Source organism: Pseudomonas sp. P9_35 (assembly GCF_034008205.1).
Lineage (GTDB): Bacteria > Pseudomonadota > Gammaproteobacteria > Pseudomonadales > Pseudomonadaceae > Aquipseudomonas > Aquipseudomonas kilonensis.
Genome location: NZ_CP125373.1, coordinates 4,086,478 through 4,111,704 on the forward strand (window position 1 = coordinate 4,086,478; position 25,227 = coordinate 4,111,704).

Annotated in this window: 26 protein-coding genes and 1 pseudogene; 14 read left to right on the forward strand and 13 right to left on the reverse strand. The window is 57.7% G+C overall.

The window, feature by feature from the left end; genetic code table 11:
• Nucleotides 1–320: 320 nt before the first annotated feature.
• Both QMK47_RS17785 and QMK47_RS17790 read right to left on the reverse strand, forming a co-directional pair.
• Nucleotides 321–764 (reverse strand): annotated as a pseudogene (locus QMK47_RS17785) (helix-turn-helix domain-containing protein); the annotation flags it as partial.
• A gap of 122 nt (nucleotides 765–886) precedes the next feature.
• On the reverse strand, nucleotides 887–1,678 hold the full coding sequence (locus QMK47_RS17790) for an NAD(P)H-dependent oxidoreductase (protein ID WP_320388911.1): 792 nt from the start codon (nucleotides 1,676–1,678) through the stop codon (nucleotides 887–889).
• Nucleotides 1,679–1,763: 85 nt separating this feature from the next.
• On the opposite strand from QMK47_RS17790, the gene QMK47_RS17795 reads away from it, so the two are divergent.
• From QMK47_RS17795 to QMK47_RS17810, 4 genes are all read left to right on the forward strand, one after another.
• Nucleotides 1,764–2,681: a LysR family transcriptional regulator gene (locus QMK47_RS17795; RefSeq protein WP_320388913.1), complete on the forward strand. Its 918-nt coding sequence runs from the start codon at nucleotides 1,764–1,766 to the stop codon at nucleotides 2,679–2,681.
• An 85-nt stretch (nucleotides 2,682–2,766) separates the two neighbouring features.
• Entirely contained in the window at nucleotides 2,767–3,021 is a 255-nt protein-coding gene (locus QMK47_RS17800; protein ID WP_053180412.1) for a hypothetical protein, read from the forward strand.
• Nucleotides 3,022–3,065: 44 nt separating this feature from the next.
• On the forward strand, nucleotides 3,066–3,452 hold the full coding sequence (locus QMK47_RS17805; RefSeq protein WP_320388915.1) for a hypothetical protein: 387 nt from the start codon (nucleotides 3,066–3,068) through the stop codon (nucleotides 3,450–3,452).
• Between the two features lie 172 nt (nucleotides 3,453–3,624).
• Nucleotides 3,625–4,110 (forward strand): GNAT family N-acetyltransferase, encoded by a 486-nt coding sequence (locus QMK47_RS17810; RefSeq protein ID WP_077508705.1) that lies wholly within the window; start codon nucleotides 3,625–3,627, stop codon nucleotides 4,108–4,110.
• Nucleotides 4,111–4,369: 259 nt separating this feature from the next.
• Here QMK47_RS17810 and QMK47_RS17815 read toward each other — a convergent pair whose 3' ends face one another.
• Nucleotides 4,370–4,954 carry a DUF805 domain-containing protein gene (locus QMK47_RS17815; RefSeq protein ID WP_320388916.1) on the reverse strand — a complete coding sequence of 195 codons (585 nt, stop codon included), beginning with the start codon at nucleotides 4,952–4,954 and terminating at the stop codon, nucleotides 4,370–4,372.
• Nucleotides 4,955–5,250: 296 nt separating this feature from the next.
• Here QMK47_RS17815 and QMK47_RS17820 point away from each other — a divergent pair, with 296 nt between their 5' ends.
• Nucleotides 5,251–6,012 carry an SDR family NAD(P)-dependent oxidoreductase gene (locus QMK47_RS17820; protein WP_080675466.1) on the forward strand — a complete coding sequence of 254 codons (762 nt, stop codon included), beginning with the start codon at nucleotides 5,251–5,253 and terminating at the stop codon, nucleotides 6,010–6,012.
• An 85-nt stretch (nucleotides 6,013–6,097) separates the two neighbouring features.
• Nucleotides 6,098–6,793: an HAD family hydrolase gene (locus QMK47_RS17825; protein ID WP_320388917.1), complete on the forward strand. Its 696-nt coding sequence runs from the start codon at nucleotides 6,098–6,100 to the stop codon at nucleotides 6,791–6,793.
• Between the two features lie 14 nt (nucleotides 6,794–6,807).
• Here QMK47_RS17825 and QMK47_RS17830 read toward each other — a convergent pair whose 3' ends face one another.
• Nucleotides 6,808–7,701: a LysR family transcriptional regulator gene (locus QMK47_RS17830; protein ID WP_214511932.1), complete on the reverse strand. Its 894-nt coding sequence runs from the start codon at nucleotides 7,699–7,701 to the stop codon at nucleotides 6,808–6,810.
• A gap of 94 nt (nucleotides 7,702–7,795) precedes the next feature.
• Here QMK47_RS17830 and QMK47_RS17835 point away from each other — a divergent pair, with 94 nt between their 5' ends.
• Nucleotides 7,796–8,962, forward strand: coding sequence for an MFS transporter (locus QMK47_RS17835; RefSeq protein WP_320388918.1), 1,167 nt, complete (start codon nucleotides 7,796–7,798; stop codon nucleotides 8,960–8,962).
• 63 nt (nucleotides 8,963–9,025) lie between these two features.
• Here QMK47_RS17835 and QMK47_RS17840 read toward each other — a convergent pair whose 3' ends face one another.
• A complete protein-coding gene (locus QMK47_RS17840; RefSeq protein WP_003203143.1) occupies nucleotides 9,026–9,880 on the reverse strand; it encodes a LysR substrate-binding domain-containing protein in 855 nt (284 codons plus the stop codon).
• 101 nt (nucleotides 9,881–9,981) lie between these two features.
• Here QMK47_RS17840 and QMK47_RS17845 point away from each other — a divergent pair, with 101 nt between their 5' ends.
• Nucleotides 9,982–10,626, forward strand: a complete 645-nt coding sequence (locus QMK47_RS17845) for an FMN-dependent NADH-azoreductase (RefSeq protein ID WP_258688661.1) — start codon at nucleotides 9,982–9,984, stop codon at nucleotides 10,624–10,626.
• Nucleotides 10,627–10,711: 85 nt separating this feature from the next.
• On the opposite strand, the gene QMK47_RS17850 is transcribed toward QMK47_RS17845, so the two are convergent.
• Complete coding sequence (locus QMK47_RS17850) at nucleotides 10,712–11,056, reverse strand: cupin domain-containing protein (RefSeq protein WP_013693659.1); 345 nt, start codon at nucleotides 11,054–11,056, stop codon at nucleotides 10,712–10,714.
• A gap of 191 nt (nucleotides 11,057–11,247) precedes the next feature.
• On the opposite strand from QMK47_RS17850, the gene QMK47_RS17855 reads away from it, so the two are divergent.
• On the forward strand, nucleotides 11,248–11,697 hold the full coding sequence (locus QMK47_RS17855; protein ID WP_320388920.1) for a GNAT family acetyltransferase: 450 nt from the start codon (nucleotides 11,248–11,250) through the stop codon (nucleotides 11,695–11,697).
• A 103-nt stretch (nucleotides 11,698–11,800) separates the two neighbouring features.
• Here the strand turns inward: QMK47_RS17855 and QMK47_RS17860 are convergent, their stop codons facing one another.
• On the reverse strand, nucleotides 11,801–12,688 hold the full coding sequence (locus QMK47_RS17860) for a LysR substrate-binding domain-containing protein (RefSeq protein ID WP_320388921.1): 888 nt from the start codon (nucleotides 12,686–12,688) through the stop codon (nucleotides 11,801–11,803).
• A 106-nt stretch (nucleotides 12,689–12,794) separates the two neighbouring features.
• Between QMK47_RS17860 and QMK47_RS17865 the strand changes: the two genes are divergently transcribed.
• Both QMK47_RS17865 and QMK47_RS17870 read left to right on the forward strand, forming a co-directional pair.
• Nucleotides 12,795–13,169: a tautomerase family protein gene (locus QMK47_RS17865; protein ID WP_214511925.1), complete on the forward strand. Its 375-nt coding sequence runs from the start codon at nucleotides 12,795–12,797 to the stop codon at nucleotides 13,167–13,169.
• A 165-nt stretch (nucleotides 13,170–13,334) separates the two neighbouring features.
• A complete protein-coding gene (locus QMK47_RS17870; protein WP_320388923.1) occupies nucleotides 13,335–15,503 on the forward strand; it encodes a TonB-dependent siderophore receptor in 2,169 nt (722 codons plus the stop codon).
• Nucleotides 15,504–15,611: 108 nt separating this feature from the next.
• Here QMK47_RS17870 and QMK47_RS17875 read toward each other — a convergent pair whose 3' ends face one another.
• From QMK47_RS17875 to QMK47_RS17890, 4 genes are read right to left on the reverse strand one after another with little or no spacing between them, the layout of a single operon-like run.
• Nucleotides 15,612–16,016 carry an acyl-CoA thioesterase gene (locus QMK47_RS17875; protein ID WP_018601181.1) on the reverse strand — a complete coding sequence of 135 codons (405 nt, stop codon included), beginning with the start codon at nucleotides 16,014–16,016 and terminating at the stop codon, nucleotides 15,612–15,614.
• Between the two features lie 54 nt (nucleotides 16,017–16,070).
• Complete coding sequence (locus tag QMK47_RS17880) at nucleotides 16,071–17,156, reverse strand: aromatic ring-hydroxylating dioxygenase subunit alpha (protein WP_320388925.1); 1,086 nt, start codon at nucleotides 17,154–17,156, stop codon at nucleotides 16,071–16,073.
• Nucleotides 17,141–18,742, reverse strand: a complete 1,602-nt coding sequence (locus QMK47_RS17885; protein WP_320388927.1) for a GH3 auxin-responsive promoter family protein — start codon at nucleotides 18,740–18,742, stop codon at nucleotides 17,141–17,143. Before QMK47_RS17885 ends, QMK47_RS17880 begins: the two co-directional genes overlap by 16 nt.
• Nucleotides 18,742–19,671 (reverse strand): fatty acid desaturase family protein, encoded by a 930-nt coding sequence (locus QMK47_RS17890; RefSeq protein ID WP_320388929.1) that lies wholly within the window; start codon nucleotides 19,669–19,671, stop codon nucleotides 18,742–18,744. Before QMK47_RS17890 ends, QMK47_RS17885 begins: the two co-directional genes overlap by 1 nt.
• A gap of 89 nt (nucleotides 19,672–19,760) precedes the next feature.
• On the opposite strand from QMK47_RS17890, the gene QMK47_RS17895 reads away from it, so the two are divergent.
• Together QMK47_RS17895 and QMK47_RS17900 are read left to right on the forward strand one after the other, a co-directional pair.
• Complete coding sequence (locus tag QMK47_RS17895) at nucleotides 19,761–20,639, forward strand: metal-dependent hydrolase (protein WP_320388931.1); 879 nt, start codon at nucleotides 19,761–19,763, stop codon at nucleotides 20,637–20,639.
• 8 nt (nucleotides 20,640–20,647) lie between these two features.
• Complete coding sequence (locus QMK47_RS17900) at nucleotides 20,648–21,562, forward strand: hypothetical protein (protein ID WP_320388932.1); 915 nt, start codon at nucleotides 20,648–20,650, stop codon at nucleotides 21,560–21,562.
• Here the strand turns inward: QMK47_RS17900 and QMK47_RS17905 are convergent.
• Both QMK47_RS17905 and QMK47_RS17910 read right to left on the reverse strand, forming a co-directional pair.
• On the reverse strand, nucleotides 21,550–22,665 hold the full coding sequence (locus QMK47_RS17905; protein ID WP_258688675.1) for a hypothetical protein: 1,116 nt from the start codon (nucleotides 22,663–22,665) through the stop codon (nucleotides 21,550–21,552). The genes QMK47_RS17900 and QMK47_RS17905 overlap by 13 nt on opposite strands.
• Nucleotides 22,659–23,324 carry a hypothetical protein gene (locus tag QMK47_RS17910; RefSeq protein WP_258691252.1) on the reverse strand — a complete coding sequence of 222 codons (666 nt, stop codon included), beginning with the start codon at nucleotides 23,322–23,324 and terminating at the stop codon, nucleotides 22,659–22,661. The genes QMK47_RS17905 and QMK47_RS17910 overlap by 7 nt, the downstream gene beginning before the upstream one ends.
• Nucleotides 23,325–23,495: 171 nt before the next feature.
• On the opposite strand from QMK47_RS17910, the gene QMK47_RS17915 reads away from it, so the two are divergent.
• Nucleotides 23,496–24,956, forward strand: a complete 1,461-nt coding sequence (locus tag QMK47_RS17915) for a fatty acid desaturase (protein ID WP_320388933.1) — start codon at nucleotides 23,496–23,498, stop codon at nucleotides 24,954–24,956.
• The last annotated feature ends 271 nt before the right edge of the window (nucleotides 24,957–25,227 follow it).

The following is a 25,227-nucleotide window of genomic DNA, read 5'->3' on the forward strand; positions in this document are numbered from 1 at the left end:
GCTTTGACATACAAGCTATTAGCTTCAGAATGACCGTTTTGGCTCTTTTAGTCTAGGGCTGCGGATACCAAATGGTCTCAAAATTTTTTACGTGTAGGCTGTCACACTAGGGCACATTGGTATTAACCTCACAAATGACATGCCATACGCGTCAAGAGCCTGTCCTTTAATTATCAGAATGTGCGTGTAGGTTACTCAGGTCGGAATGGCGCTTGGGATCGTCTGCGATTGGCCGATTGCTTCCTCTCACGAAGGGCTGAAATCGGCCAAAAGCCGCCGACCAAGAAAATCGTCTATCTCCCCACCAACCCGCCAACCGACTAGCCTCTAACCGCTTTCATATTTCCAAGTATCCTCCCGGCATCCTGCCCGGGCAGAAGTCCAAACACCCGCCCCTAATCCAGGCCGAATTGCGCCGCGCTCTCATAGCCCACTTCGAAGGCAGTCGCCATGACGCTTTTGGCATTCGCCACCATCAGGGTTCTAGCCTGGAGCAGGCGAACCCGCTTCTGGTACTGCAAGGGGCTCAGGTTGGTGACAGCCTTGAAATGCCGATGAAATGCCGAGACGCTCATTGAAGCGCATAGCGCCAATCCCTCAACACCAATGGGCTCGGCGAAGTCGCGGCGGACCCATTGGATTGCCAGATTGATTCGGGCCATCGCGGTACCCGGCGCCACGATGTCTCGCAACATCCAGCCATGGGGGCTTTGGAGTACGCGGAAGATAATCTCTCGCTCATAGACGGGGGCCAGGGCCTTCGGAGAAGGGTTCGCCCTGAGCATCGCCGGGACCATCATTACTGACCTCCAAGAATGATCAATCCCGAGGCGCACGACCCGACTACCAGCCCCCTTGGACTCAAGCCCCCAATGCACGCTTCACCTCAAACCCTCTCACCGTCACTGATATGAATACCAAGATCGCAACGACCCGATGCAAGATGCGATTTAAGCGTCAACGCCGGGATTTCGTAATCGCCGTGATTCTGGCGACGAAATGGCAAGGGTTGATCACTGAAAAGCGTATCCAAGCGAGCGGCATAAGCCGTGCAAATGGATTGGAACCGGGCGGCGTCCATTTTGCTGGTCTTATAAATTGGGAAGGCCGGCATGACCGTGAAGCCAGGATAGAAAAGCACTCCATGCTGGATAGGAAATAGCAGGTCATCCAGCGCGCCGTTCACCCCTCGGCCACTGTAGTGGGATTCCCAACCGCCCATTGTGACCACCAACATGGCGCGCTTGCCTGTCATGCTGCCTTCGCCGTAGCGCTCGCCCCAGTGGTTTTCGCTATGTTCGCCGACACCATAGGCAAACCCGTAGGCGTAGACGCGTTCGATCCAACCCTTGAGAATCGCGGGCATCGAGAACCACCACAGCGGAAATTGAAAGATGACGGCATCGGCCCAGAGCAATTTGGCCTGCTCTGCCTGGATGTCCGCCGGTTGGCTGTCAGCGGCAAATACACGCTGGGATTCAAGCGCCGGGTTGAAAGGCGTTTCTGCGTCATAACCTGGGGCGTCGTCTGGATCGAGGGATGCTTTCCACCGCATGCCGTAGAGATCTGAAACTTTGACCTCGTGGCCTGCTGTTTCCAGGTGAGTGATCGCAAAATCCTTGAGCGCGCCATTGAGCGAACGAGGTTCGGGGTGGGCGTAGATCAGCAGTATTTTCATGAGGGTCTCCGTGTTGAATGTGTCCCTCACCGTAAGCTTGCATCCGCTATGATAGAAATGAATTTCCGAAACACATGGTATTTGCATGCACAATAGCTTGCGCCGTCTGGATCTTAATTTGCTGGTCACATTGGATGCCTTGCTGGCCGAGCAGAATGTGACGCGGGCAGCGCGCTTGCTCAATCTCGCGCAACCGACCGTCAGCCTCCAACTGGGCAGGCTGAGGGACATTCTTGGTGATCCGCTTTTGCTGCCTGGCCCCCGAGGGATGTCGCCCACCGAGCGAGCTCGCGAATTGCAGGGCCCCCTGCGTGACGCGTTGGCCGCGCTGGAAAGCGCACTGAGTCCTGTTGCCGCTTTTGAACCCGGACGGTCCCATCAAACGTGGAAGATCGCTGCCAGTGATTATGCGACGACTGCCTTGATCTGGCCGTCGCTCTCGCGGCTCAGGCACCTGGCCCCGTACACGCGGTTGGCGCTTATGAATAAACCGACTGTCGACTTTGCCAAGGATCTGGAAAACGGCCTTATCGATCTGGCGCTGCACACCCGCGATGAAGCGCCGCCCAAGTTGCGTCAGCGCTCCTTGATTCACGAACGCTATGTGCTGGCGGCGCGACGCGGCCATCCCGCTCTGGCAACCAAGCTGTCGCTCAAAGCGTTCTGCGCGCTTGAACATGCGGTCATGTCACCAGATGGCGCCGGCTTCGTTGGCAGTACCGACCACGCGCTGGCTGCTGAAGGTCTGGAACGGCGAGTGGTATTGTCCGTGTCGAATTTCAACTCGCTGGTCTCAGCATTGGTGCACAGCGATTTGGTTGCGGTGGTGCCGGAAAGGCTGGTGAAACATGAGCCCGCGCTTAACGTCCAGGCACCTCCGCTGGCCATTCCCGGGTTTGAAATGCTGATGTTATGGCCCGAGCGACTGCATCGCGATCCTGCCCATATGTGGCTGCGCGAACTTATTGCTTCGACGTTGGAAACAACCGGCACGCAGAAATAAATGGACCGGACCATGAAACGATGACGACGCCCCCCCTGCCCCGTGTCCCGTTAATAATGTCCAATTCACTCCAAGGAAGAAGCTAATGTCCTCCGATCCCCTATGCCTGGTTTTCGTACCCGCCCTTGCAGCTGTACTCACAGCAGCCGAGTCCAAAAAAGGCGCCCCACTCACCGAACTCGAAGTCTGCAACATCCGAGACCAGGCCACCTGCATTGCAGTAACCTTTGCCACCGCGCTGGCGATGGAACAAGAGCGGGGCTATGCGGATATCGTTGCCGAGGATTGCTGGAATGAGTGGCAACGGTTACGCCTCTCGATTCAACAAAGCCCACGTTGAGGGGCTGACACCTCAGCCATTGAACACCCCGCCTGGAGCCTTTTATGCCACCCACCTCACGTGACGACGCCCGTATTGAGCGTCGTCTCATCGCCACCCTGACCGAAGCCTGTGAAACCGCTAAAACTGAAATCCCGGGCTTCGCCTGGCTGACCCACACCGTCGACTATCGCGCCTTTCCCCAAAGCCTGCGCGTGATCTGGATTTTCGACAGCCGCGCCAGCCAGGAACACGCCCTATCAACGGGGGCCGACAACCGCATGCGTGAGCTGACCGCCGCCGCCCTGAACGACGCCGACGTACACGTCCCCCATATGGCCCGCTGCGTCAGTTTCGACTCCGAAGAAGAATGCCGCCTCCGGCATGGCGGCGACTGGCGCCTGCGCCTGGCCAAGGTACACACGACCAACGCGCCTGCGAGCCATCGATGACCCACTGCTGCGGGCCCATTCTCGACGGCACCCGAGAAGACATCCGGACAGGTCATCTTGCGAACTGGAAGTCAGCTCCGCCCGGAGTAACGGGTTGCTTTCGGCCAAAAGCGGACGATGTCTCCCCCCTTTTTTCTGATCACATGAGGCAGGCTTACAGCCAACACGACCGATGATTGTTTCCATTAGAAATTTCTTTCCAGAAGACAAGCCGCTGGTCGATCAGGTAGTGCGTGATGCCTGGATAGAGCTGGCCACCGCCATGCCGGGGTGGAATGAGCTCGCTCCGCGACTCGGGGCGCTTACCGCCAATGCTGCTCTCAGCGAAGTACTTGTCGCAGAACTGGACGGCGAAATAGTCGGCGCGGCCGGCTACGTCGGTCCAAACCAGCCCAAGCCCGACTTTTTTGCGCCCGAATGGCCGATAGTACGGTTGATGTCAGTTGTGCCGAAAGCACGGGGCCATGGCGTTGGCCAAGCTCTACTCGACGAATGCATCAACCGCGCGAAGCGCGATAGCACGACGTTAATCGCATTACATACAACCCCGATAATGGAAGCTGCGCAGCACTTATACCAGCGAGCCGGCTTCGGGGTGGTACGTAATCTGCCAGACATGTTTGGCGTGCCTTATGTGCTGATGACCCGACTGTTTTAACCTGTTGGAATAGTCACGAAGCAGGTAAAAACGGCACGCTGCAAGGTCCGCAAGAGTCGATTGCAGCCCTTCGCGACAGGCAGAAATCGGCCAGGAGCGGACGTTTAGAGCAGAGAAATAAATCTGTTCTCTTTTCCCAATGGACATCACCGCGGCGTACGCAGGGCTATCGCGTGGTGCGCGCAGCGCTCTCTACAAAGGCACCTGAGCACTTGGCGCCGCGCAATGAGGTGAAGCATGGACTTCGCGTACGCTAACGTTATGCCTGAACCAATGCATAAAAGAACCACTCGTAGAGTGCCCGTGGGTTGTATTGGGGAAAATACACAACTAGCACGGTTGAAGTTACAAGCACCAGCACCACCAACAGCGCGGTAAGTAGCTTTACCAACGTCGAAAGAGGTGGATTGGGCGGGCCGTATTTATTAATCGCTTTACGCCCCGGCAGCATGAAGAGCGGAAGCGTTATCACAAAGCCGATAACAGGGACTACGCTGAGAATTCCCCATATCGGACTCCAGCCTAGATCACGTGCCCTGCGTACCAGTAGAGACACGTTGAGCAGCATGGCAGGAACGACAACGGTGACACCGACTATCAGCAAAACCACCAGTTGATGGCGCAACCCCACCATAAAGAACGTCAGCAAAATGCACGGAAGAACCAGCACCAAGGGCATATGAATCAGCCAGAAGCGCGTCAGAGAAATACGCCCGGAAAAATCCAAAATCTTGGGGTTTGAAAACGTGACAACCTCGTCGTCAATCAGTTGAGCGTCGCCCAGTTGGTATGGGTTTTCGATTTCGCTGCTGATGCTGCCGAAAACGGGTTCTATCCTTGCCATTTAGTGCTATTCCCTTGTGTTGGATGGCGCTATTCACGTCACAACGTTTACTCCTCATATCTAATCGAAGGCCGGCATCAAACTCAAGGGAAAAGACGCTATCGTGTAAGGGGGGCTGTGTGCACCACAGCATGTGTGGGTCTGTCGCATGGTGCGCACAGTACACCTGATGAAGTGTTTTGCCGCTAGTAAGAAGGCGGGTCATGTCCCAACTCTGAACGACGGCTTCCGGCCCAAAGCCACCAGTCACGAACGGCACCGTGATGGCTTTCTAGCAACCAAGTCGAGATATCCATATGAAACCCAATCCGACAATCGATAACGTATTACGCGTCGCGTTGGTGACAGGATCCACTTCCGGTATCGGCGCTGCCATTGCACGTGTACTAAGCCGGGCAGGCTATGCGGTGGTGCTCCATTCGCGAAATTCTGCAGATACAGGACGCGCTATGGCTGCCGAAATGAAGCAGGCTATTTACGTGCAAGCTGATCTTGCTTTCGAAGCTGACAGGGTCAGGCTTATTAACGAGGCGATCGCCGCGTGGGGGCAGCTCGACGTATTGGTCAATAATGCCGGTATTAGCAGAGTCATTCCGCACAGCGACCTTGCCTCGGCCAACTCGACGGTGTGGCACGAACTTAACGAGGTTAATGTCGTTGCGCCGTTCCACCTGGTCGCATTGGCCGAGTCGGCATTGCGCGATGCCGCCCGTTACCGTCGAGCAGGTTGCGTCGTAAACATCAGTTCGCATGCCGGTATCCGTCCTAAGGGCGCATCGATTCCCTATGCGGTAAGCAAAGCTGCGCTTAATCACATGACCCGCTTGCTGGCGGTATCGCTGGGGCCAGAAATTCGCGTAAACGCTGTGGCGCCTGGCTTGGTCGACACGCCTCTGACCGCAGAGTGGACAGGTGCCCAAGAGTTGTGGCGAACTCGCGCACCTATGCGCAGGGCCGCTAGCCCAGACGACATCGCAAAAGCTGTAGTAATGCTGGTCGAGTCGGACTACTTGACCGGCGAGATACTCCTCTCAGACGGCGGGTTGAATCTGACCTAGGCTAGCGTGCTCCGATGTAGCAGGTGAGAAGACGGGTCACTCTGTAATCAAGTTAGCTAATGCATCGTGATCGCTGGGAGGGAACTTGGCACCGAAAGCTATTCTGTTTGATCTGGACAACACACTCACCCATCGCGCGCTCAGCATTGACCGCTACGCTGAGCGGTTTCTGCATGAGTTCAAGATTGAAATCGCTGAGGCAGACGCCCGTCAGATCTCTCATCTGATCGCGCGCATCGACAACGGTGGATATCTGCGACCGGAATCGGAATATTCTTCCATCCGTGAGGCGGTTGGGTACACGTTAGCCCAGGAGCTGAAGTGGACTGGGCCAGTCGATCCCAAGCGATTAATTGCACACTGGATGAATCACTTCCCGAGCGCTGCGGTTGAAATGCCAGGCGCTAGCGCGATGGTTCAAGCGCTGCATCGCAAGGGTATTGCCCTGGGCGTCATTTCCAACGGCGCCGAGCATTCGCGACGGCAGACTTTGGCGGCACTGCCTTTCGGCGAAACCATTGAAACGATGATTTGCTCCGAGGCGTGCGGCATTGCGAAACCGACGCCCGGGATATTCCATCTGGGAGCGCAGGCGCTGGGCGTTCGTCCTGAGCATTGCTGGTTTGTCGGTGATCACCCAAAAAACGATTACCTGGGTGCTACAGCCGCCGGAATGCTTGCTGTCTGGTTGAGTGGATTCCATCCGTGGCCAGCGAGCATAACGCCAGCGGAGCGGTCCATTAAAACATTGGAAGGACTCCTGGACATGCTTGCAACCTAGCAGCGGTCCACCGCTTACATCCGGTGATGCTCCAGCAAAAAATCCACGAACAACCGCACCCGCGCCGGCATTGCCGAGCCACCTACGAACACCGCATGAATCGGTTCCCGATCACCGGGGTTCCACTCTTCCAGCAGCCGTACCAGATCGCCGCGCTTTAGGTCCTCGCTCACGGTGAACTCGCCGATACGCGCAATGCCGGCACCGACTCGCGCGAGTTGTGCCAGCGCTTCACCACTGCTGCATTCGATGTTGCCGCTGACCTTCAGGGAGAACTCTCGTCCGTCGCGGATGAACGGCCAGTTGGGTTCGGCACGCCGGAAGTTGAAGCGTAGGCAGTTGTGCCGCAGCAGGTCTTCCGGTTCCTGGGGGGTGCCGTGGCGTTGCAGATAGTCGGGCGATGCCACCACTACCTGGCCGGTGTCGCCGATCCTGCGCGCGGTCAGCGGGCTGTCGGGCAGATGACCAAAGCGCACCGCCACGTCGGCCTGGCCGCCGAGGATGTCGACCACTTCGTCGCCGAGAGTGAGGTCGACGACGATGTTCGGGTAACGGGCGCTGAATGCGGCTACCAAGGGAACGATGGCCAGCCGCCCATGGCCAAGGGCGGCGCTGACCCGCAAGCGGCCCCTGGGTACGCCCTGGTCGGCGATGGCTTCTTCGACTTCGGCCATGTCGGCCAGGATACGCCGGGCGCCGCGCAGGAACGCCTCGCCCTCGGCGGTGAAGGTGATCGCTCGGGTGGTGCGCAGCAACAGGCGGGTGCCAAGGCGTTGTTCGGTACGCGCGATGATCCGACTGACCGCCGAGGGTGTCAGCCCCAATGCACGCGCGGCGGCTGAAAGGCTGCCTTCCTGCGCCACGGTGGCGAACACGCTCATCTCACCTGACCTGCCGTTGAAGTCCATTTGTGCCTCTTACGCAAAGGTGATTGCCAAAAAGGCTATCTACCGCCTGGAAAGTTTGGATCGTAGCATTGGCGGCATAGATAAGGAGCCTTCCATGCGTATCAATCCACCACTTGTCGCACTCGCCATTGGTGCCTTTGGCATCGGCGTTACCGAGTTCGCCCCCATGGGCATGTTGCCGGGCATCGCTGCGGATCTCGGCGTTTCCATTCCCGCTGCGGGTCTGTTGGTCAGCGCTTACGCCCTGGGCGTGCTGCTTGGCGCGCCGCTGATGACCCTGACCACCGGCAGGATTCCCCGGCGCTATCTGCTGATCGGGCTCATGGCGATTTTCACCCTGGGTAATCTGATGTCAGCCTTGGCTACCGATTACTACAGCCTCATGGTCGCCAGGGTGGTGACCTCACTGAACCACGGTGCGTTCTTTGGCGTTGGCTCGATCGTCGCCGCCAGCGTGGTCGCCCCAGAGAAGCGTGCCGGGGCGGTCGCGGCCATGTTCATGGGCCTGACCCTGGCGACCATCGGCGGTGTGCCGCTGACCGCCTGGTTTGGTGAACTGTTCGGCTGGCGCACCGCTTTCTGGGGTATTACCGGCCTCGGCGTGGCGACCATGGCCGCGTTGTGGTTCGCCCTGCCCAACCTGCCGGCGCCGCAAGGCGCCGGTGTGCTGGCTGAAATTCGGGTACTGGGCCGTGGTCCGGTGCTGGGGGCGTTGGCCCTGACCGTCGTCGGCTCGGGTGCCATGTTTACCGTCTTCACCTACATCGCGCCGATCCTCAGCAGCGAGACCCACGCGTCCACCGCCTACATCACGGCCATGCTGGTGCTGTTCGGTGTGGGATTGACGCTGGGCAACATGTGGGGCGGCAAGGCCGCCGACCGCTCGATAGATCGCACCCTGATCGTTTCACTGAGCGTGCTGATTCTTGTCTTGCTGGCGTTCACCGCACTGATGCGTTGGCCGCTGCCGGCCGCCGTGGCCATCCTGATATGGGGTATCGCCAGCTTCGCCCTGGTGCCGCCGCTGCAGATGCGCGTCATGGAAGCAGCCAAGGACGCGCCCAACCTGGCCTCGGCGGTGAACATCGGCGCCTTCAACCTCGGTAACGCGATTGGTGCGGCGCTCGGGGGTGCGGTGATCAATGCCGGGCTGGGTTATCCGGCGATCTCCCTGGCCGGGGCGGCAATGGCGGGGTTGGGTTTGCTGATGGTGTTGGCTTTTGCCTGGCGCTCCAGAGCGATTGCAGCTGCGGTGGTGTGAGGATGATGTGAGGGGGCTGTTAGTCGCCATTGAGGCGCTCAAGCAGCCCCTTTGAAATGACAATCAAGCCCTGCGCTTGGCGCAATACTCCAGCATGAGCTGAGTGACCGCTGCCACAATCGTCTGATCCGCATCGGGCGAGGTGAACAGCCGACATTGGGCATCCGGCAAATCCGGCAACCCATGTTCGACCCCAATGACCGCCAATCCTTGCCCCAACTGACTCAGTGGCATGGGCGCTACCGCGAAGCCTGCCAAGGCCGACGCCCGTAACCCGGCCGTGCTGCTGCACAACATCACTGTGCGTTGGGCGATCCCCGCCTGTGCCAGCCTTGTCAGCGCGGCCTCGCGATAAGGGCACGGCTCGGGGAACAGGGCCAGCGGCAACGGCGTGGGTAACCGCGCGACGGGTTGCGCCGACCAGGCCCATACCAGCGGCTCTTGCCATAGCAACAGCCCTGCTTCGCTGGTTTCGCACAGCGAACCGATGACCACCTCCAGATGCCCTTGCTTCATCAGCGCCAGTAACGTCCCCGGAATGTTTACCTGCACCTCGATCTCCATCCCGGGGTACTGCGCCGCAAAATCCTGAACAGTGCGCAGTAATCGAGCCTCGACAAAATCTTCGGACACCCCGATCCGCAGCCGTCCATGAAACGGCGTGCGTGTCAGGTCTGTCCAGGCATCACGGTTGAGCGCGAGGATCGTGCGCGCATAAGAGACCAGACGCTCGCCATCGGCTGTCAGTTGCTGGGAACGGGTGGTGCGCGTCAACAGGGGTTTACCAATCTGTTCTTCCAATCGCCGCACGTGGCCACTGACCGCAGATTGAGTCAGGTGCAGCTTCTGGGCGGCGCGGCTGAAGCCGTCTTCATCGACGACCGTGACCAATGTCTTGAGCAGCAGAGCATCGAACATAGTTTTATACGTGATCAATTGAGCTGTAATTTACGATTTATATTTCAATTACAACTATGTTGCAATGCTCCCACCTGCCCTGCCCTCATTCAAGGTGCGTCATGACGACTCTTCTCCATATTCAGTGCTCTCCACGCAAGCAGCGTTCGGCCTCCCTTGAAGTCGCGCGCAGCTTCATTGCGCGTTATCAAGCCAACACCCCGGACACCGAGATCATCACCCTCGACCTCTGGGACATGGCCCTGCCGGAATTCGATGATCTGGCCATGGAGGCCAAATACGCCGGGCTCAATGGCACGCCGTTGACCACCGCACAACAAGAGGCCTGGAACACCTTAGAAACGTTGGCAAGTCAGCTGCACCGTGCGGATGTTCTGGTGATGTCCGTACCGCTGTGGAATTTCAGCATCCCGTACAAACTCAAGCACTTCATCGACCTGGTATCGCAGAAAGACATCCTGTTCAGCGTTGACCCGCAACGCGGTCTGGAAGGCATGTTGCACAATAAACTCGCCGTGGTGATGTACGCCCGCGGCCTGGATTTTTCGGCGCAGTCGAGCACACCGGCGGAGCGCTTCGACTTCCAGAAGCCCTACGTGGAAGCCTGGCTGAAATTTATCGGCGTCACGGATGTGCATTCGGTGATTGTGGAGAAAACCATCCTGGGGGAAGACGTCGATCGGCACGCGCGTGAGGCCGCGACTCAGCAGGCCAGGGACCTGGCAGACAGCTTTATCAGCACCTGATGATCGATGAGAAGAAGGCTGAAGATCCGGCGTGCGGGCGTTTGAAGGATTGGCTGGTTGCTCAGTTCAAGTGAAGTCAATGAACTTACCCTTGCCTGACAATATCCACCGAGATCTCCACCGCCGCAATCGTGCCTCTGTTCTCAAGCCAGTGCGTGGTGTTCCTGTCCTCGGGCCAGCCCACTCCCGGCCCGTAATCCGTGGCGACGCCATTTCGATGGTCGGTGATCGTGCCTTGCAGGATGTAGACGGTGCCTGGTCTGTCGACATGGTTGTGGATCGGCCCGAAGACGCCTCCAGGCTCTATGGTCACCCTGCGCATCCTGAGTTGGCGCCCTGCCATACCCTCGATCTCAGGCCCCAGGTCAATCGTCGACAGTAACGTCACCGTCACCCCTTTCGTCTCAGGCGCCACCTGTTCGTTGCTCATCGCGCGCTCCCAACTTTACCTTCAGGGCCTAACTGGAAGTAAAGACCCTGAAAGGTGTGATCAGTTGGAAGGCGACAAAGGGTATCCCTGCTTTGAAGTCCGCGTCGCTACGAGAACTCGCCAAAAGAAGACAATGGACAGCACCCTCGACGGGGAGATAGCGTCAGCCACTTCAATTCGGGAGCTGCGCCATGGATGCCATTGCCAATTATTCAAACGAACACCACCGGCTTTCCGTCATGCAACTATGGGAAACCGTATTCGGTTACGAAACCGCCCATAACACCCCCAGCCTGGCTATCGACAAGAAGCTGGCCGTATCCGATGGCCTCTTTTTTGTTGCTCTGGCTGGAGATGAAGTTGTTGGCACTGTTCTGGCTGGGTACGACGGCCATCGGGGATGGCTTTACTCGGTGGCGGTGCATCCTGCGCATCGTAGAAAAGGCTTAGGGGCAAACCTGGTCCGTCATGCCGAAGGCGCGTTGACTGCCCGAGGGTGCATGAAGATCAACCTGCAAATTGTCAGCGCAAATGAGAACGTCAAAACGTTCTATGAGTCGCTGGGCTACTCGGTCGAGCCACGCATCAGCATGGGGAAGAAAATCGAATCGAATATCGTGATGCCTGGCGGACAGTCCTGAAGGAATATCCGCCAGGAGTTCAGAGTGCATTCCCGCGATACCCCACTTCGCGTCGACCACTACTTTTGACCTGTGTATCAGGTCCCCAATCTGATACCTCCAACTACTGCGCAACCGCAAAACCGAACGTGTGCGCTTGCAGGCTCGTTTTGATCAACTCGGCCAGTTGCTGGATGGCAGGCGTCGAGTCTTCTCCACTGCGGTGAAGCACATAGCCAAGGCTTGGTACGGCCGGCAAGCCGGAAACGACGGCGAGATGACTCGGCAGCCCGATGCGAGTTCGCAGCGTCAAGCCCAAGCCGGCGGCGACGGCCGCCCAGATACTCGCGACGCTGGGGCTGGTCAGGGCGATTCGCCAGGGAATTTTCGCGGCATCCAATGCCTGTGTGGCAGCGCTACGCAGTACGCAAGGCGCGTCGAACATGATCAATGGCAGCGGTGAGTCAGCAAGGCGGGTCAGTGACACCATGTCACGGGCCCCGATCCAGTGCATCTGTGTTTCGCCCAGCCGCGTGGCATAGGGCGACGTATGCCCTGTGTCCCATGTCAGGGCCAAGTCCAGACCAGCACTTTCGACCAACGCAAGCAGTTCGGCGTTGCGCGCGATCCTGACCTCGAGAATCACCATCGGGTAAGCCTGGATGAAGCGTCGAAGGATCTCGCTCAGTAAATGTTCCCCAAAGTCTTCTTGAAGCCCGAGGCGAATTGTCCCCGCGGCTTGGCTTTCATGCAGGGCCTGGAAAATGCCGTCGTTCAGTTCCAGTAACCGACGGGCATGACTGAGCAGTGATTCACCTACGGGCGTCAAGACTAACCCTCGACCGGATTTGGCCAGCACCGGAGTACCGATCTGCTCCTCAAGCTTCTTCAATTGAGCGCTCACGGCAGAAGTCGATCGACCGAGACGATCCGCCGCTTTGGCAAAGCTGTTGAACTCCACGCCGATGACGAACGTACGCAATACATCAAGATCGAAGGTCGGACGGCGCATTGAATAGTCCACTCATTTGGGATGATCCACCCTATTAAATCTGATATTCGGAACTATCGCGACTTGATAGTTTTTCCCTGTCGCTTTAGCCATGGGAGTAACTGTTATGCCGTTTTCACGTATTTCACTGCACCGGGGGAAGTCGGCCGAGTATCTACAAGCATTGTCCCAAGGGCTGCACGATGCCTTGGTTGATAGCTTCGAGGTGCCGAAGACCGATCGCTTCCAGGTCATCCACCAACATGAAGTGGGCGAGTTGATATTTGATCCCGACTACCTGGGCGGACCGCGTAGCCATGACTTTGTTCTGATCACGATTACCGCCGGCCGCCCTCGAAGCGTCGAGACGAAACAGCGTTTCTACCGCGATCTGGTCGAGAAATTGCGGCGGGCGCCAGGTCTCAACGGGGAGGATGTCATGGTGGTGATCACCACTACGGCCAGCGATGAATGGTCGTTTGGTGGTGGCCGGGGCAACTAGCCTTCAGGTTTGTGCTGGGTACGACGGCCATCGTGGATGGCTGTACGGTGGCGGTACACCCTGCGCATCGCCTACTCCAAGCGCAACAGACTTTATCGCCCAGATGAATCCTGTGATACTTAATGCGAATCACTCTCGTACGCATTAGCATCCAAGGATCTATTCATGTCGACTTGTGCCACCCCGCCGCATCACTTCACCCCTGCCCGCAATCTTCTGGCCATGGCTATTTGCATGGCCTCCCTGGCTCCAGCCTTTGCCGATGACAACAGCGCCATCCCACCCGCCACCCTGGAACTAGACGCAACCGAGGTCTCCGGGAGTGGCCAACTGGGGAGTACCACGGAAGGCACCGAGTCCTACACCTCCGGCGCGATGTCGACCGCGACCAAACTCCCGCTGACGATGCGTGAAACCCCACAAGCCGTCACCGTCATTACGCGCCAGCGCATGGATGACCAGGCGATGACCGACATCAACGACGTGGTCAAGGCGACGCCCGGTTTGTTCCTGGACTTTTCCTCCGGTCCTGGCCGGCAGACCTACAAGGCACGCGGTTTTGAAATCGACAACTTGATGTATGACGGCATCCCGAGTGGCTACGACGGCGTTAACGTCGGCTCCCAGCCTAACTTGGCGATGTTTGATCGAGTCGAGGTGGTGCGCGGTGCCACCGGCCTGGTGACGGGTGCAGGCAACCCTTCGGCCGCCATCAACCTGATCCGCAAGCGGCCATTGGCCGAGCAGAAAGTCACCCTGACCGGTGCTGCCGGCAGTTGGGACGACTACCGTGGCGAGGTCGATGCCTCCAGCCCGCTCAACGACAGTGGCACGTTGCGCGGCCGGGTCGTGACCTCTTACCAGGAAGCCAACAGCTTCATCGACAATGTCGAGGAGGATCATGGCCTGTTCTATGCAGTCACCGAAGCGGACTTGAACGAAGACACCACCCTGACCCTGGGGTTTTCCCACCAGAAGGACAAGACCAATTACTTCTGGGGCTCTTCGATGATCGGCCAGGACGGCCATCATCTGGACCTGCCACGTTCCTACAATCCGGGCACGGATTGGGAGAACAAGGATCAGGAGATCAACACCGTATTCGCCGAAGTCCGTCATCACCTGGCCAATGACTGGAACCTTCAGGTCAACGCCAACTACTCCGAACAGAACGCGTTGTTCTCCGGCTCTTATCAATCGCGCTGGGACAACAACACCCTGGCCCGCACGGTTTACCAAGCCGACTTCGATGAAAACCAGGCCGGCGTAGACGCCTTTGCCAGTGGGCCCTTCGAGGCGTTCGGGCGCAGCCATGAACTGGTGGTGGGCGCCAGCAAGCGCATCTACGACATGACCACCCACAACTACAGCCCGTACGACATGAACTGGCCGATCAATGGGGGTAAACCGAACTTCGTCCACACCAACAACCAGCGCGAAGTGACCACCCAGGACGGCGTCTACCTCACCACACGCCTGAGCCTGGCCGACCCGTTGAAGTTGATCCTCGGCGGACGCCTGGACTGGTACGACTACGATAACCGCGATGGCGACACCGACTACAAGGTCACCCGTAACCTCACCCGTTACGCTGGCTTGATCTACGACCTGGACGACCACCACTCGGTCTACGTCAGCTACAGCGATATCTTCACGCCGCAGCGCGAAAAGGATACCTCGGGTAGCCCGGTCAAGCCGATCGTCGGCAAGAACTACGAGGTCGGCATCAAGGGCGAATATTTTGATGGCGCGCTGAACGCGAGCGTGGCGCTGTTCCGCGTCGATCAAGAGAACCGCGCGGTGAAGATCCCCCCGGCAGACTGCCCACAGGCAGAATGCTACGAAGCCTCCGGCGAGATTCGCAGCCAGGGTATCGACTTCGAATTGCAAGGTGCCTTGACCGAAAACTGGCAAGTCGGCGGTGGCTATACCTACGCGCGAACACACACCATCAAGGATGCCGCCAACCCGCAGAACGTAAACAAGCAGTTCGACACCGACACGCCGGAGCATCTGTTCAAGCTGACCACCAGCTACCACTTCCAGGGCCCGCTGGAAAAACTGCGCGTGGGCGGCAACGTCTCCTGGCAGAGCCGCCTGTACAACGACATCCCGCTGGCTGATGGCAGCAAATACCGCCTCGAACAGGGCAGCTACGCGATCACCGACCTGATGGCCGGCTACCGGGTCAGCCAGAACCTTGACTTGCAGGTCAACGCCAACAACATCTTCGACCGCCAGTACTACTCGACCATCGCCAACTCCGTGAGCTATGGCGGTGATTCCTACGGCAGCCCACGCAATATGCTGCTGACCGCCAAGTACAGTTTCTAAGAAGAGCGGATTTGTCTGGTCTTGAACCAGGTTCATGCCTGTTTCAGGGCCAGGCCCAGCACATGAAATCGTCTCTTTCTCTGTCCGGACGAAGGTCTTTCCAGCGGGTTATGAAAGAAGCGCTCTCAGTTGTGCTGGAACGGCGACCACCTCTTTGGTTTCCGGCGAGACACATACATGAGTGACATTCGCCACAAAAGATAAGGGCCCATCAACAACAAACCCTTCGACCAGAAACGTGAACGAATGGACGCCCACCTTCGCCACACTGACTTTGATAGATAACTCATCATCCCACGTCAACGGCACCAGAAACTCCATGGACATGGCGCGTACCGGCGGCAATATTTCAAAGCCCATGAGTGTTCTGAGCCCGGGCGTACCCAGCCACTTATCAAGTGCTACGTAGATGGCCTCTACTGAAAAATACGAAAATCTCGGCGTGTAAACCACGCCTGCCGGATCACAGTCGCCAAATAAAATCGTTCTACTGACGAAAACCGCATGAGGCATTGGTCTCTTTCCCTTTAGTTATTCGAGCCTTGGTACGTATTTTTGTCGCCGCCATCAAAGCTCAAACCGTATCCGGCTCTCACGACGCTGTGCCGGTGGCAAATCCTCGCCTAGCCTTACCGCCGCCAGTAGCTGCTCGACACCGACATGTATGGCATCCGCTTGCACATTGGACGGCTTGAAGTCCGGTGCGTTATCAAGGCCTTGGCGGTGTGCTTGAATGATCTTCACGTCTTGGCGAATGACGATGCGGGTGTACAGATGGATGAACGGACGCAACATCCGCAGTACCCAACGGGGTAGGCGGAAGCGGTAGGCGATGTAGGTATAGACGCGCGACTGACGTGAATCGATTGGCGTGATTTGACTGATGATCAAAAAAGCCGAACGCTCGCCCCACTGGTAGTCGCAGCGCGTGACGTTGGGCGCAAAAAAACGATCCGTGTGAACCAGTGGTTCGCCGTCGGGATTACTCAGCCAGTTCATGACACCAATCTTGTCCCCGTCATCGTGATAGGTCACTTCAATGCTCCGCGCTTTACACGCGAGCGTGGCGTCCATCGAACGACCGGTGCTGGATCTGAAGATGCCCTCGTGCACGAATACGGTATGCGGCACGTCCATGAAGTTCTGCACCAGGCTGCCTACGTCGGCCTCAAAGGTGTTGATCATGAAATAGCTCTGCCAGCGCTGGTCAGCGTAAGCCGGCAGCCTGAACAGGGGCTTGGCCTGCGGGTCACCTGCACCGGTGTATACCCAGATCAAGCCATCAAGTTCCTGCACGGCAAAATGACGCTGTTTATACCGATACTCGCCTGATGGCGATGAGCACTGTTTATCGCCAACACTGGGGATATGAACCACGTGCCCTTGGGCATCGTAGCGCCAGCCATGGTAGGGACAGACGAGGCAATTATCGGAAATCTTGCCGGCGGACAATCGGGTTCCCCGATGCACGCATTGGTCCAGCAACGCCGCTACCTGCCCATCACCCTGACGAAAAAGCACCAGGTTCAGTCCGAGGATTTTTGCCCTGTAAGGTGTGTTCTTACGCAGCTCTTTCTGAGCGCAAGCCACATACCATTGTTCGAGGGTTGCATCGCAAGGGGTCTCGAAGGTGGTATTTAAAGATGCCGACATGAGCTTTCCGTTAGCGCGAGAATGGCATCGGCTGTCTCGAGCCGATTGATAAGTGGGCGCGGTTTGACGTCACCGGCGCGGATACCGCTTAACTCCGCCGCCTGTTGCAGTACTTGAGCCAGCACATCAGCGCTGCCTTTGAGCAAGCGAACCCGAAGAGGCCCCAACTGCCCAAGCCTGCGTGCCTGATTGTAATGAAAGGCGTTGGACAGCTCCGACTCGACCGCCAGCGCCAGTGCGCTTGCATCCAGGTCTTCAGGTGTCGCCACCAGCGCGAGGTAATGCGGTGGCATCGCCGAAGCATTGGGGATCAGGCAAGCAGCCCCTGTCGTGGTGATGCAACGGTCAAATATGCTCTGCACGATGTGTTCATCAAGCTTTTCTCCGACCAGATCACTGGTCACCGCAGTACGCCCCACAAACTCTACACGCGGAGTAGCCCCCAGCATTCCGACGACTCGGACTCGGTCGCCCAATGCGTAGCGATACAAACCGCCACCGGTTGTCAGCAGCACTTGCGCGCTTTCGCCCATGCGCAGGGAGTGGGCATTGCGTAGCGAACCGTCTTCGCAGAGAAACTCGAGATAATGGCTGCCTATCGCCAAGGGACACCCCGGCCCGTCACCAAATGGCACGCTCACCACACCTTCGGTGGCAAAAAGCCCTTTGGGTAACCATTGCACCTGAGGGAAGCGCGCCGCCAATTGCCTGTAGTAGTTGCGGCTGGGGCCATCCATCCAGCAACTGACGGCAGCCAGCCGTGGCCATAACTCGGTGCAGACACCTTGGGATCGCGCTCGGCGCAACGCAGACCTGCGGGCGGTGGGAAGCGCATTGTTCAGCCACGCAAACGTCTGCTCATGCTCAGCGCTTTCGCCATCGAAAATTGGCTGCAACAGGCTGGTCAAGAACGTAGGGCTCCAGACACTGATAAAACTCAAATCAGCGTCTGCCACCAACGCCAGGAGGGTCTGTCTACGCCAGTTGGACAGATCGCCGGCGAACTCCGGAATCAACAACGTCCCGGCCAACCCGGCAATGCTGCTGCCGCTCAAGTACTCCAGGTCACTGGCTGAACCAACGGCAATACCATTAGGCCCCGTCACCGGCACTTGCAAGGGGGGTGACATTGACCAATAGCCTGAGCCATGGCTGATCCCGGGGACTTGACGGTGCATATCCGCCAGCCAGACGCCTAAAGCACTGTGCATTTCAGAGAGAAAGTCGCGTGTATAAGGAATCGCTTTGTGCAGCGCACTGCTACCGCTTGTACGTTCAAAGAACAGTGGCGGGCGGGAGGTCAAAATCGGTCCCGATTCCTGTTGCGCTCGCTGTATCCAGGGATGCAGTTGCGAGTAAGCGTGAATCGGGACGTCGGCGCGAAACTGCGTTGAATCAGCGATACGCGCAAAGTGGTGGGCACGCCCGAACGCACAATCACTGTTGGCCTTTAGCAATCGCTGCAATTGGCGTTCTTGCGTCAGTTCTGGTTGCTCAAGTTGCTCGTGCCACCGATCAAGCGTGGGTTGGGCACTGTCTATGAAACGTTTCCACAGCGCGCGTCTGACGCCATTGTTGGCACTCATCAGAAGTAGGTCTTGTCGAGTTGCGTCACGTCATCCGGTAAACGCTGGGGCGGCAAGAAAACCTGTAGCCAGCCAAACCACAATGGCCGGGTTTCCTTCAGGTTCGAGGCCCGGTGCATCTGCTGCCAATGCAGTTGTGATTGACGATGATGGGTGAGGTTGTAGTTGAAGTTCAAAAATGCCCAGCGGACCAGGCGCGGAGCCCTCATGTTGTAGGCCCCCTCCACCACGTCCAACGGTGTGCGCATGTGGTAGACCCACTGCAGCGAAGACCAGGAAAAAGCAAAAGCGATGTAGGTAGCCAGGACGACAGGCCACTTCCATCCCAACACTATCCCGGCCGATAACCACACCGCGACACTGGCGATCACCTCCAGCCGGATACGGCTGAAATCGCTTTTTGAAAAGTCCTTGAAGGCGGCCGCATACGTATTGACCTCTGCGGTTTGCGACCACCGGCCAGTGATACGTGCCGGCAGTAACGGCAACAAAAGACTACCGATAAATGCCGCGAACCAGATCCCCCCCAGAATCGCGAAATAGTATTCGACGCGCTTGCGCAGCAACGACTCGTCTGCGCTCGCGAAATCAGCCAGCTCTGCTCGGGTGCGATTACGCGTGTGGTGCCCCAGATGGTTGATATGGATGAGCGTGGCCGATGCACCAAACAGGGTTGAAGCCCACCACATGACGAAGTAATTCAACTTTTTTTGACTATGGGCCAGCCCATGAAAGGCCTCGTGCATCATCGAAAAGACCCCTTGCATGACCAGGCAAAAAGGCATCAGCACAAGCCACTTGGGCCAACCCGCATCCGTGTGTGACAACCAGGTCAGCGTCGCCCCCCAAACCAATGTCTGCAGCATCAGTACACACAGATTGGCCACGTCGTAACGACTGGAGGATGAAATGTCACTGGAACTGCGCATTAAGAGGCCCCATGGAAAGTCGGATATCCATTTACACGATCAGTGACAAAAGAGATAGCCTATAGTTTTTCAGGGCCGCACCCGCTGATATGTCGTATCTCAAAGCCCTCTTGTCCTGGTGCTCGGCGGCAAAACCACCTGCCGCAAAAATTCTCCGCCGCAACGTACGCTTTGCTCTCGATGAGCGTATTCCCCGTTATTGGTACCGTGACTGGCCTCACGTCACGCGTTTTTTTGATGGCCTGTCGATCATGTTTCCACTCGGCGAAAAGCTGTTCATTGATAGCGTCACGCACTTTCGGACCGAGATAGAAACCGATCTGTCGCTCTGCAACGCGGTTGAAGCGTTTGTTTATCAGGAGGCGGCGCATATTCGTGAGCACAGGCTGTATAACCAGCTACTCGCGGCACAAGGCGCGCCTGTTGAGGCACTGGAAAAACTGCTGCTGCGCCGACAAGAGGTTGGCAATCGATTTACGCCAGCGACTCGTCTGGCGATGACCGCCAGCCTGGAGCATTTCACGGCCATTCTCTCTGATCAGCTTTTGCGAAATCCCGCTGTTCTCAACGGTGCCGATTCGAGGATGGCCATGCTCTGGCGTTGGCATGCCATAGAAGAAACCGAACACAAGGCCGTCGCCTACGACGTGTTGTGCCTGGTTGTGCGCAATCCACTTTGGCGCTACCTGATGCGATGCGGGGTCATGCTGATAATGACCGCGTACTTCGCCGTCGATGTGCTGTATTTCATTTACCAACTTGCAGGGACTGATGGGCAACGCCGTAACTGGCGAGGGTGGGCGCGCTTGCAATGGTGGTTGTTTGTGAATCCTGGCCCGCTGACCCGTGCATTTCCGAGCTGGCTGGCGTGGTTCATTCCTGGTTTTCACCCCGATAAGCTCGACAACAGTGAAGCCTTGGAAGCGGCCCGCCGCAAATTGGATGAATTCGCTGAGCCCAAGCCATGAGGCCAGCCGTGCCGGGAAAAAAACCCTGGATACCAGAAGGCTTTGACGAATGGCCACTTCACTTTCCAGCAACGCAATTGGCGAGGCCTGCTGCACACCTTGATTGGACAGAGCAATTTATCGCGTGCTGGCATGCCCCCGTGCCACGTCTTCCTCGAAGTACGTTGGTGGTGCTGGTTGCCGGGCTGTTTTCCGAATGGTTGCCACGTTGTTTTCAAGATTGCGCCCAGACGTTACGGCGCTCGAACTATCAGGTCCTGCGCATGCCCGTGCGTTCTTCGCGTGGGGTGATGGCTCAAGGAACGTCTATCAACAAGGTACTGACTGCCGAACTCAAGCCAGGCCAGCGATTTGTTGTGTTGGCGCACAGTAAGGGGGGGCTCGATGCACTTGCAGCCATCCTGCAGAGCAGCGTCTTGAGTGAGGCGTGCGACGGCGTGGCGTTGGTGCAACCGCCGGCAGGCCCGTCGACGGTCATGGATGAGGTGCTGGGTTGCAGCACGTGGCAACCGGCCCAACGATATCCTCTAGATCGCCTTCGTCGAGTGTTTGCAAAAATGCCGTGGGTGGCCGATGGCACACGAGACATCAGCCGCCTGCGCGACCCGCACGTTGTTCACATGCTCAATCATCTGGGCCCTGACCTGCATTGCGCGCATGTCGTCAGTTGGAGCTGCGCGCCCAGCTCTGGTTTTGACACGCATCACGCACGCCTCAATGCACTGCGACCCGGCTGGGCGCATGACGGTCAGTTTTACCTCGACCATCAGCGACTCGATGGCATGCCGCAGATTTGCCTGCCGCACCTCGATCACGGCCAACCTGTTTTGGGCGGCGGTGGATTTGATGCGACCCGTTTCTGGTTGGCGCTGCTGAACGTCTTGCACCAGACCAAGCCCGGCCGGGGCAATCAGACGAGATAGATCTCAAACCCCGGAATACGCGCCGCATCCACCGGTGCCAGTGCTGACGCACTGCCGACGCAGGGCGCCGTATACAGGTCCATGGGAATGGTGACGCTGCGATAACGGTTCATGGCGGCCCAAAGCGGGTCATTGTCATACAAGCACATTTGCATCAACGCGTACTGACTGCGAACGCGCACCCAAGCGGCATCCAGCAGCGCAGCGAAAATGTGCGGATCTCGCTGCCGCACCTGTAAATGAGTCAGGTAGATGTCCTGCAGTGCCTCGCCAGGTGCAGCGATTGCAGGGCGCCCCAAGACTGGCGCACAAGCATTGAAAGCCAGGCGAAGCGCCTGGTGCGACAAGGGCAGCTTTTCCAGCACCACCCGCTTGATACGCCCGGCATCCCAAGGGGCAACACAACCGAGCACATTGTTACGGGCATCCAAGGCCAGGAGAAATGACTCGATACCGAAGTCCGGCCAGGTGTCCAGGCGTCGGGAAAACTGCGCTTCACTGAAGACGCAACCAAAAGGCTGGCCTGCCGACTCGCTGTCGAGAAACGCTCGCAGTGCATCCGTATGGGCCGGCTGGGCTCGAACGATGCGGACGTTTTCCAGCGTTCTTGGCGCGCTGCTCCATCCGCGCTGACCATACACGGAGACATTGCTATAGCCACGCCAGTGCGAAAGCATCAGCGGATTGGCTCGCCGTCCCCCCAGAAGCGAGTGAGCCGCAAGCCTATTGCCACGAATGACACAGCAATAAGCCTGCTGCGCACCGGTTTCATGGGCCAACGCTTCGAGCCGCACCTTGACCTCGGCCATCCACGACTTTGACAAGCGCCGGTCGGGCACCAGCCGCAGGTCCCCCAGATAGGCCACCGGCTCGATACCGCCATTAAGGTAGCCATCGCGGACCACCAGGCTGGCGATGCCTTTCAGTTCGCCCACCTCGCTTTCCGCTATCCAGGTTCGATGGTCCATGGCGTGACAACGATGCAGCGCGAAATAGTCCGGCCCACGGTCAAACCGCATCGGCAAGCCACCCTGCATCGCCCGCTGCGCCTGAAAGTCGAGTAATTTCAGGTTGTCCGCGGCGCTTGCCTGGCGGATCAGCATGGCGATGGTTGAGCGCCAGCAAACAAGCGCAGCACCATCGGCCGTAAATTATTGGGGTGCAGCTCGCACAAACAGACCAACTCATCACCCAATGCGTAAAAAGGATTTCTTTCCAGAAAATACAATACGTTTGCCAGACGCAGGTGAGGCGCAGGAACCTGTGCCAACTCCGCGCTCAGCCGACCTTGTGGAACCTTGAAGGACAGGACACCCGTTTTCCGATCATAGGCCTCACCAAAACGATCGATCGCCAAGTGGTCCATCAGCGCCTGGACGCCAGCATCCGTCATCGCCCCGGCTCGGGGTGAATAGTTCAACGCCATGGCGCCTAAATAACGGTACGTTCGGTGCCCCTTGCAGATCAGAAACCAATAGAGAGGGATTTCAGGCTGCTCCTGCCAGATTTCCCCCGCCAGTCGCATCCAGGCGAAGGCCAGTTGCTGGCTCCCCCAGTGTTCACGATCAATGATGGTATCGCCCGAAAAAATCACCCTGATCGGTTTGCCAGACCAGGTTTTTTCATAAAGTTTGAGCGTGGTAAATCCAACGATTACTTCACCCGCATCCCGTAATACGATGCAGTGGGTTTTTTCCTTGAAATCCTGATCGAACCTTGCTCGCGAGGTGTCGTCGTAGGACGCAGCATAAATCTCGAACATCCGATCAATTTCATTCAGATGCAGATGGGCGCATTCAACGGAGGTTGCACTCAAACTCATGGAGACCTTCAGCATCGCAAGCAAGGGGGGACGGATATTGGCCAGATCAATCGGCCAATGCAACGTAGACTTCCATTCATCGCCCTCCTCGTTTACCCAGGCCTCTTGATCATGTCATCCACTGTCGCACACCATCCTGTCAATGCCTCAAGGGTGACCCGCCCCGTCAGTTGGCTGCTGGCCTACACCGTAGTGACGGGGGTCCTGTATTTTCTCGTCACGCACTTCCCGATGGGGCCGGTACGGGTTATTCAACCCGGCAGTATCGATGCGCACGTTGCGCAACTGCCTTACACACTCCCCTTGTACCTTAGCTATTTATTGATCATGCCCGCGCTGGTGTTTCTAGGGCGTCGCTGCGACTGGCTGCTACCGGTTTTTTTTGCCGGGGCCCTGGCCTCTGGAACATGCCTGGTGAGCCACCTGTTCTGGCCAACCCTTATAGAGCGCCCGGAGAGCCCGTCGCAGTGGCTAACGTGGTTCTACAGCATTGACTCACCGCTAGCGGCGTCACCCAGTGGACATGTGGCGTTGCCGGTGGCCATCAGCGTTGTGCTGGGTTATCTGCGTGTCCGCCAGGTATGGATCTTCGCGCTGTGGAGCCTGATGCTGGCAATCACCGTGTTGACGACAGGCCAGCATGTACTGCTCGATGTGGTCTATGGAGCAGCCATTGGCGCAGCAGCGGGTTTGGCAACCATCACGCTGAGTCGCCTCAAGGTGGATTTGCGCACCCTGGCGGCCATCCTGCTTGAATGGTTGTGCATCATCGTGACGTTGCGCATTGCGCTGTATGTCTCGGACTGGCGTTTCTATTGCCTGGCGTTTGTCATCATCGCCGCGCGCCAACATGCACTGTTCATTCTGTACCACGACGCGACTCACTATCATCTGACGCGTCATCGCGGTATCAATGACTTTTTGATCAACGTGGCCATCGGTGTTCCGGGTACGGTGCCCATTGAATTCTATCGGCCACTGCACCTTGAGCATCATCAGCACACGGGATCAACGAAAGACCCGGAGCGGCGCTTTCTTTATCACCAGCAGCCGTGGAAATTCCGACCCCTGTCCGGGAAATTATTGCTCAGGCAATTGCTGGGGGATCTGTTCGTTATCAATACGCTGCGCAATCTGCGTGCTTACAGAGATGCGGGCGGGGCATCACCGAAGATGACCCGGCCAATCGCCGCTGCGGGCATTATCTGGCTTGCCCTCTTGTCGTTCATCGCCTGGCAAACCAGCGCCCAGACAATGATGCTTATCGTGCTGTTATGGTTTTTGCCACTCGCCACTTTGGGAACGCTACTACAGAAAATCCGTAGCATCGCCGAACACAGTGGCGGGCCTGATGTAACGCCAGGCTGGCCGCAATGGACTTACGCATGGAAAGTGGGGTGTGTCGGAAGGTTTTTCATTTGGCCTTATCACATCAATCTGCATCTGCATCATCATCGCAGCGCCAACCATCCATGGCATGCTCTTCCAGGCCTGCTGAGTGCCGACGAGCGTCTAATGGACTCGCGTACGCTGCTTTCCCTGCTCTGGTCTGGGTCGAAGCAAAAAAGCTGATTCAACCCTCTTTCGATTGTTTAATGCTCGGTGTCGCCTTTCGGAATTCCCACGCGAACATAGCTGTGCAACAGCAGCCCGATCAGCACTTGCGCCCCGTCTCATGGTCTACCGCAAGCCACCAATGGCACCACCTGCACACATCCACCCCGGAGACACCCTCACATGAGAATGGCTGCCATGTTTGTACTCACCTGGATTGGCTTCACCTCAGCCGGTGCATTTGCCGGTGATCGGAACCAGGACTATCGAGAGGCAAACAGGCGCCACT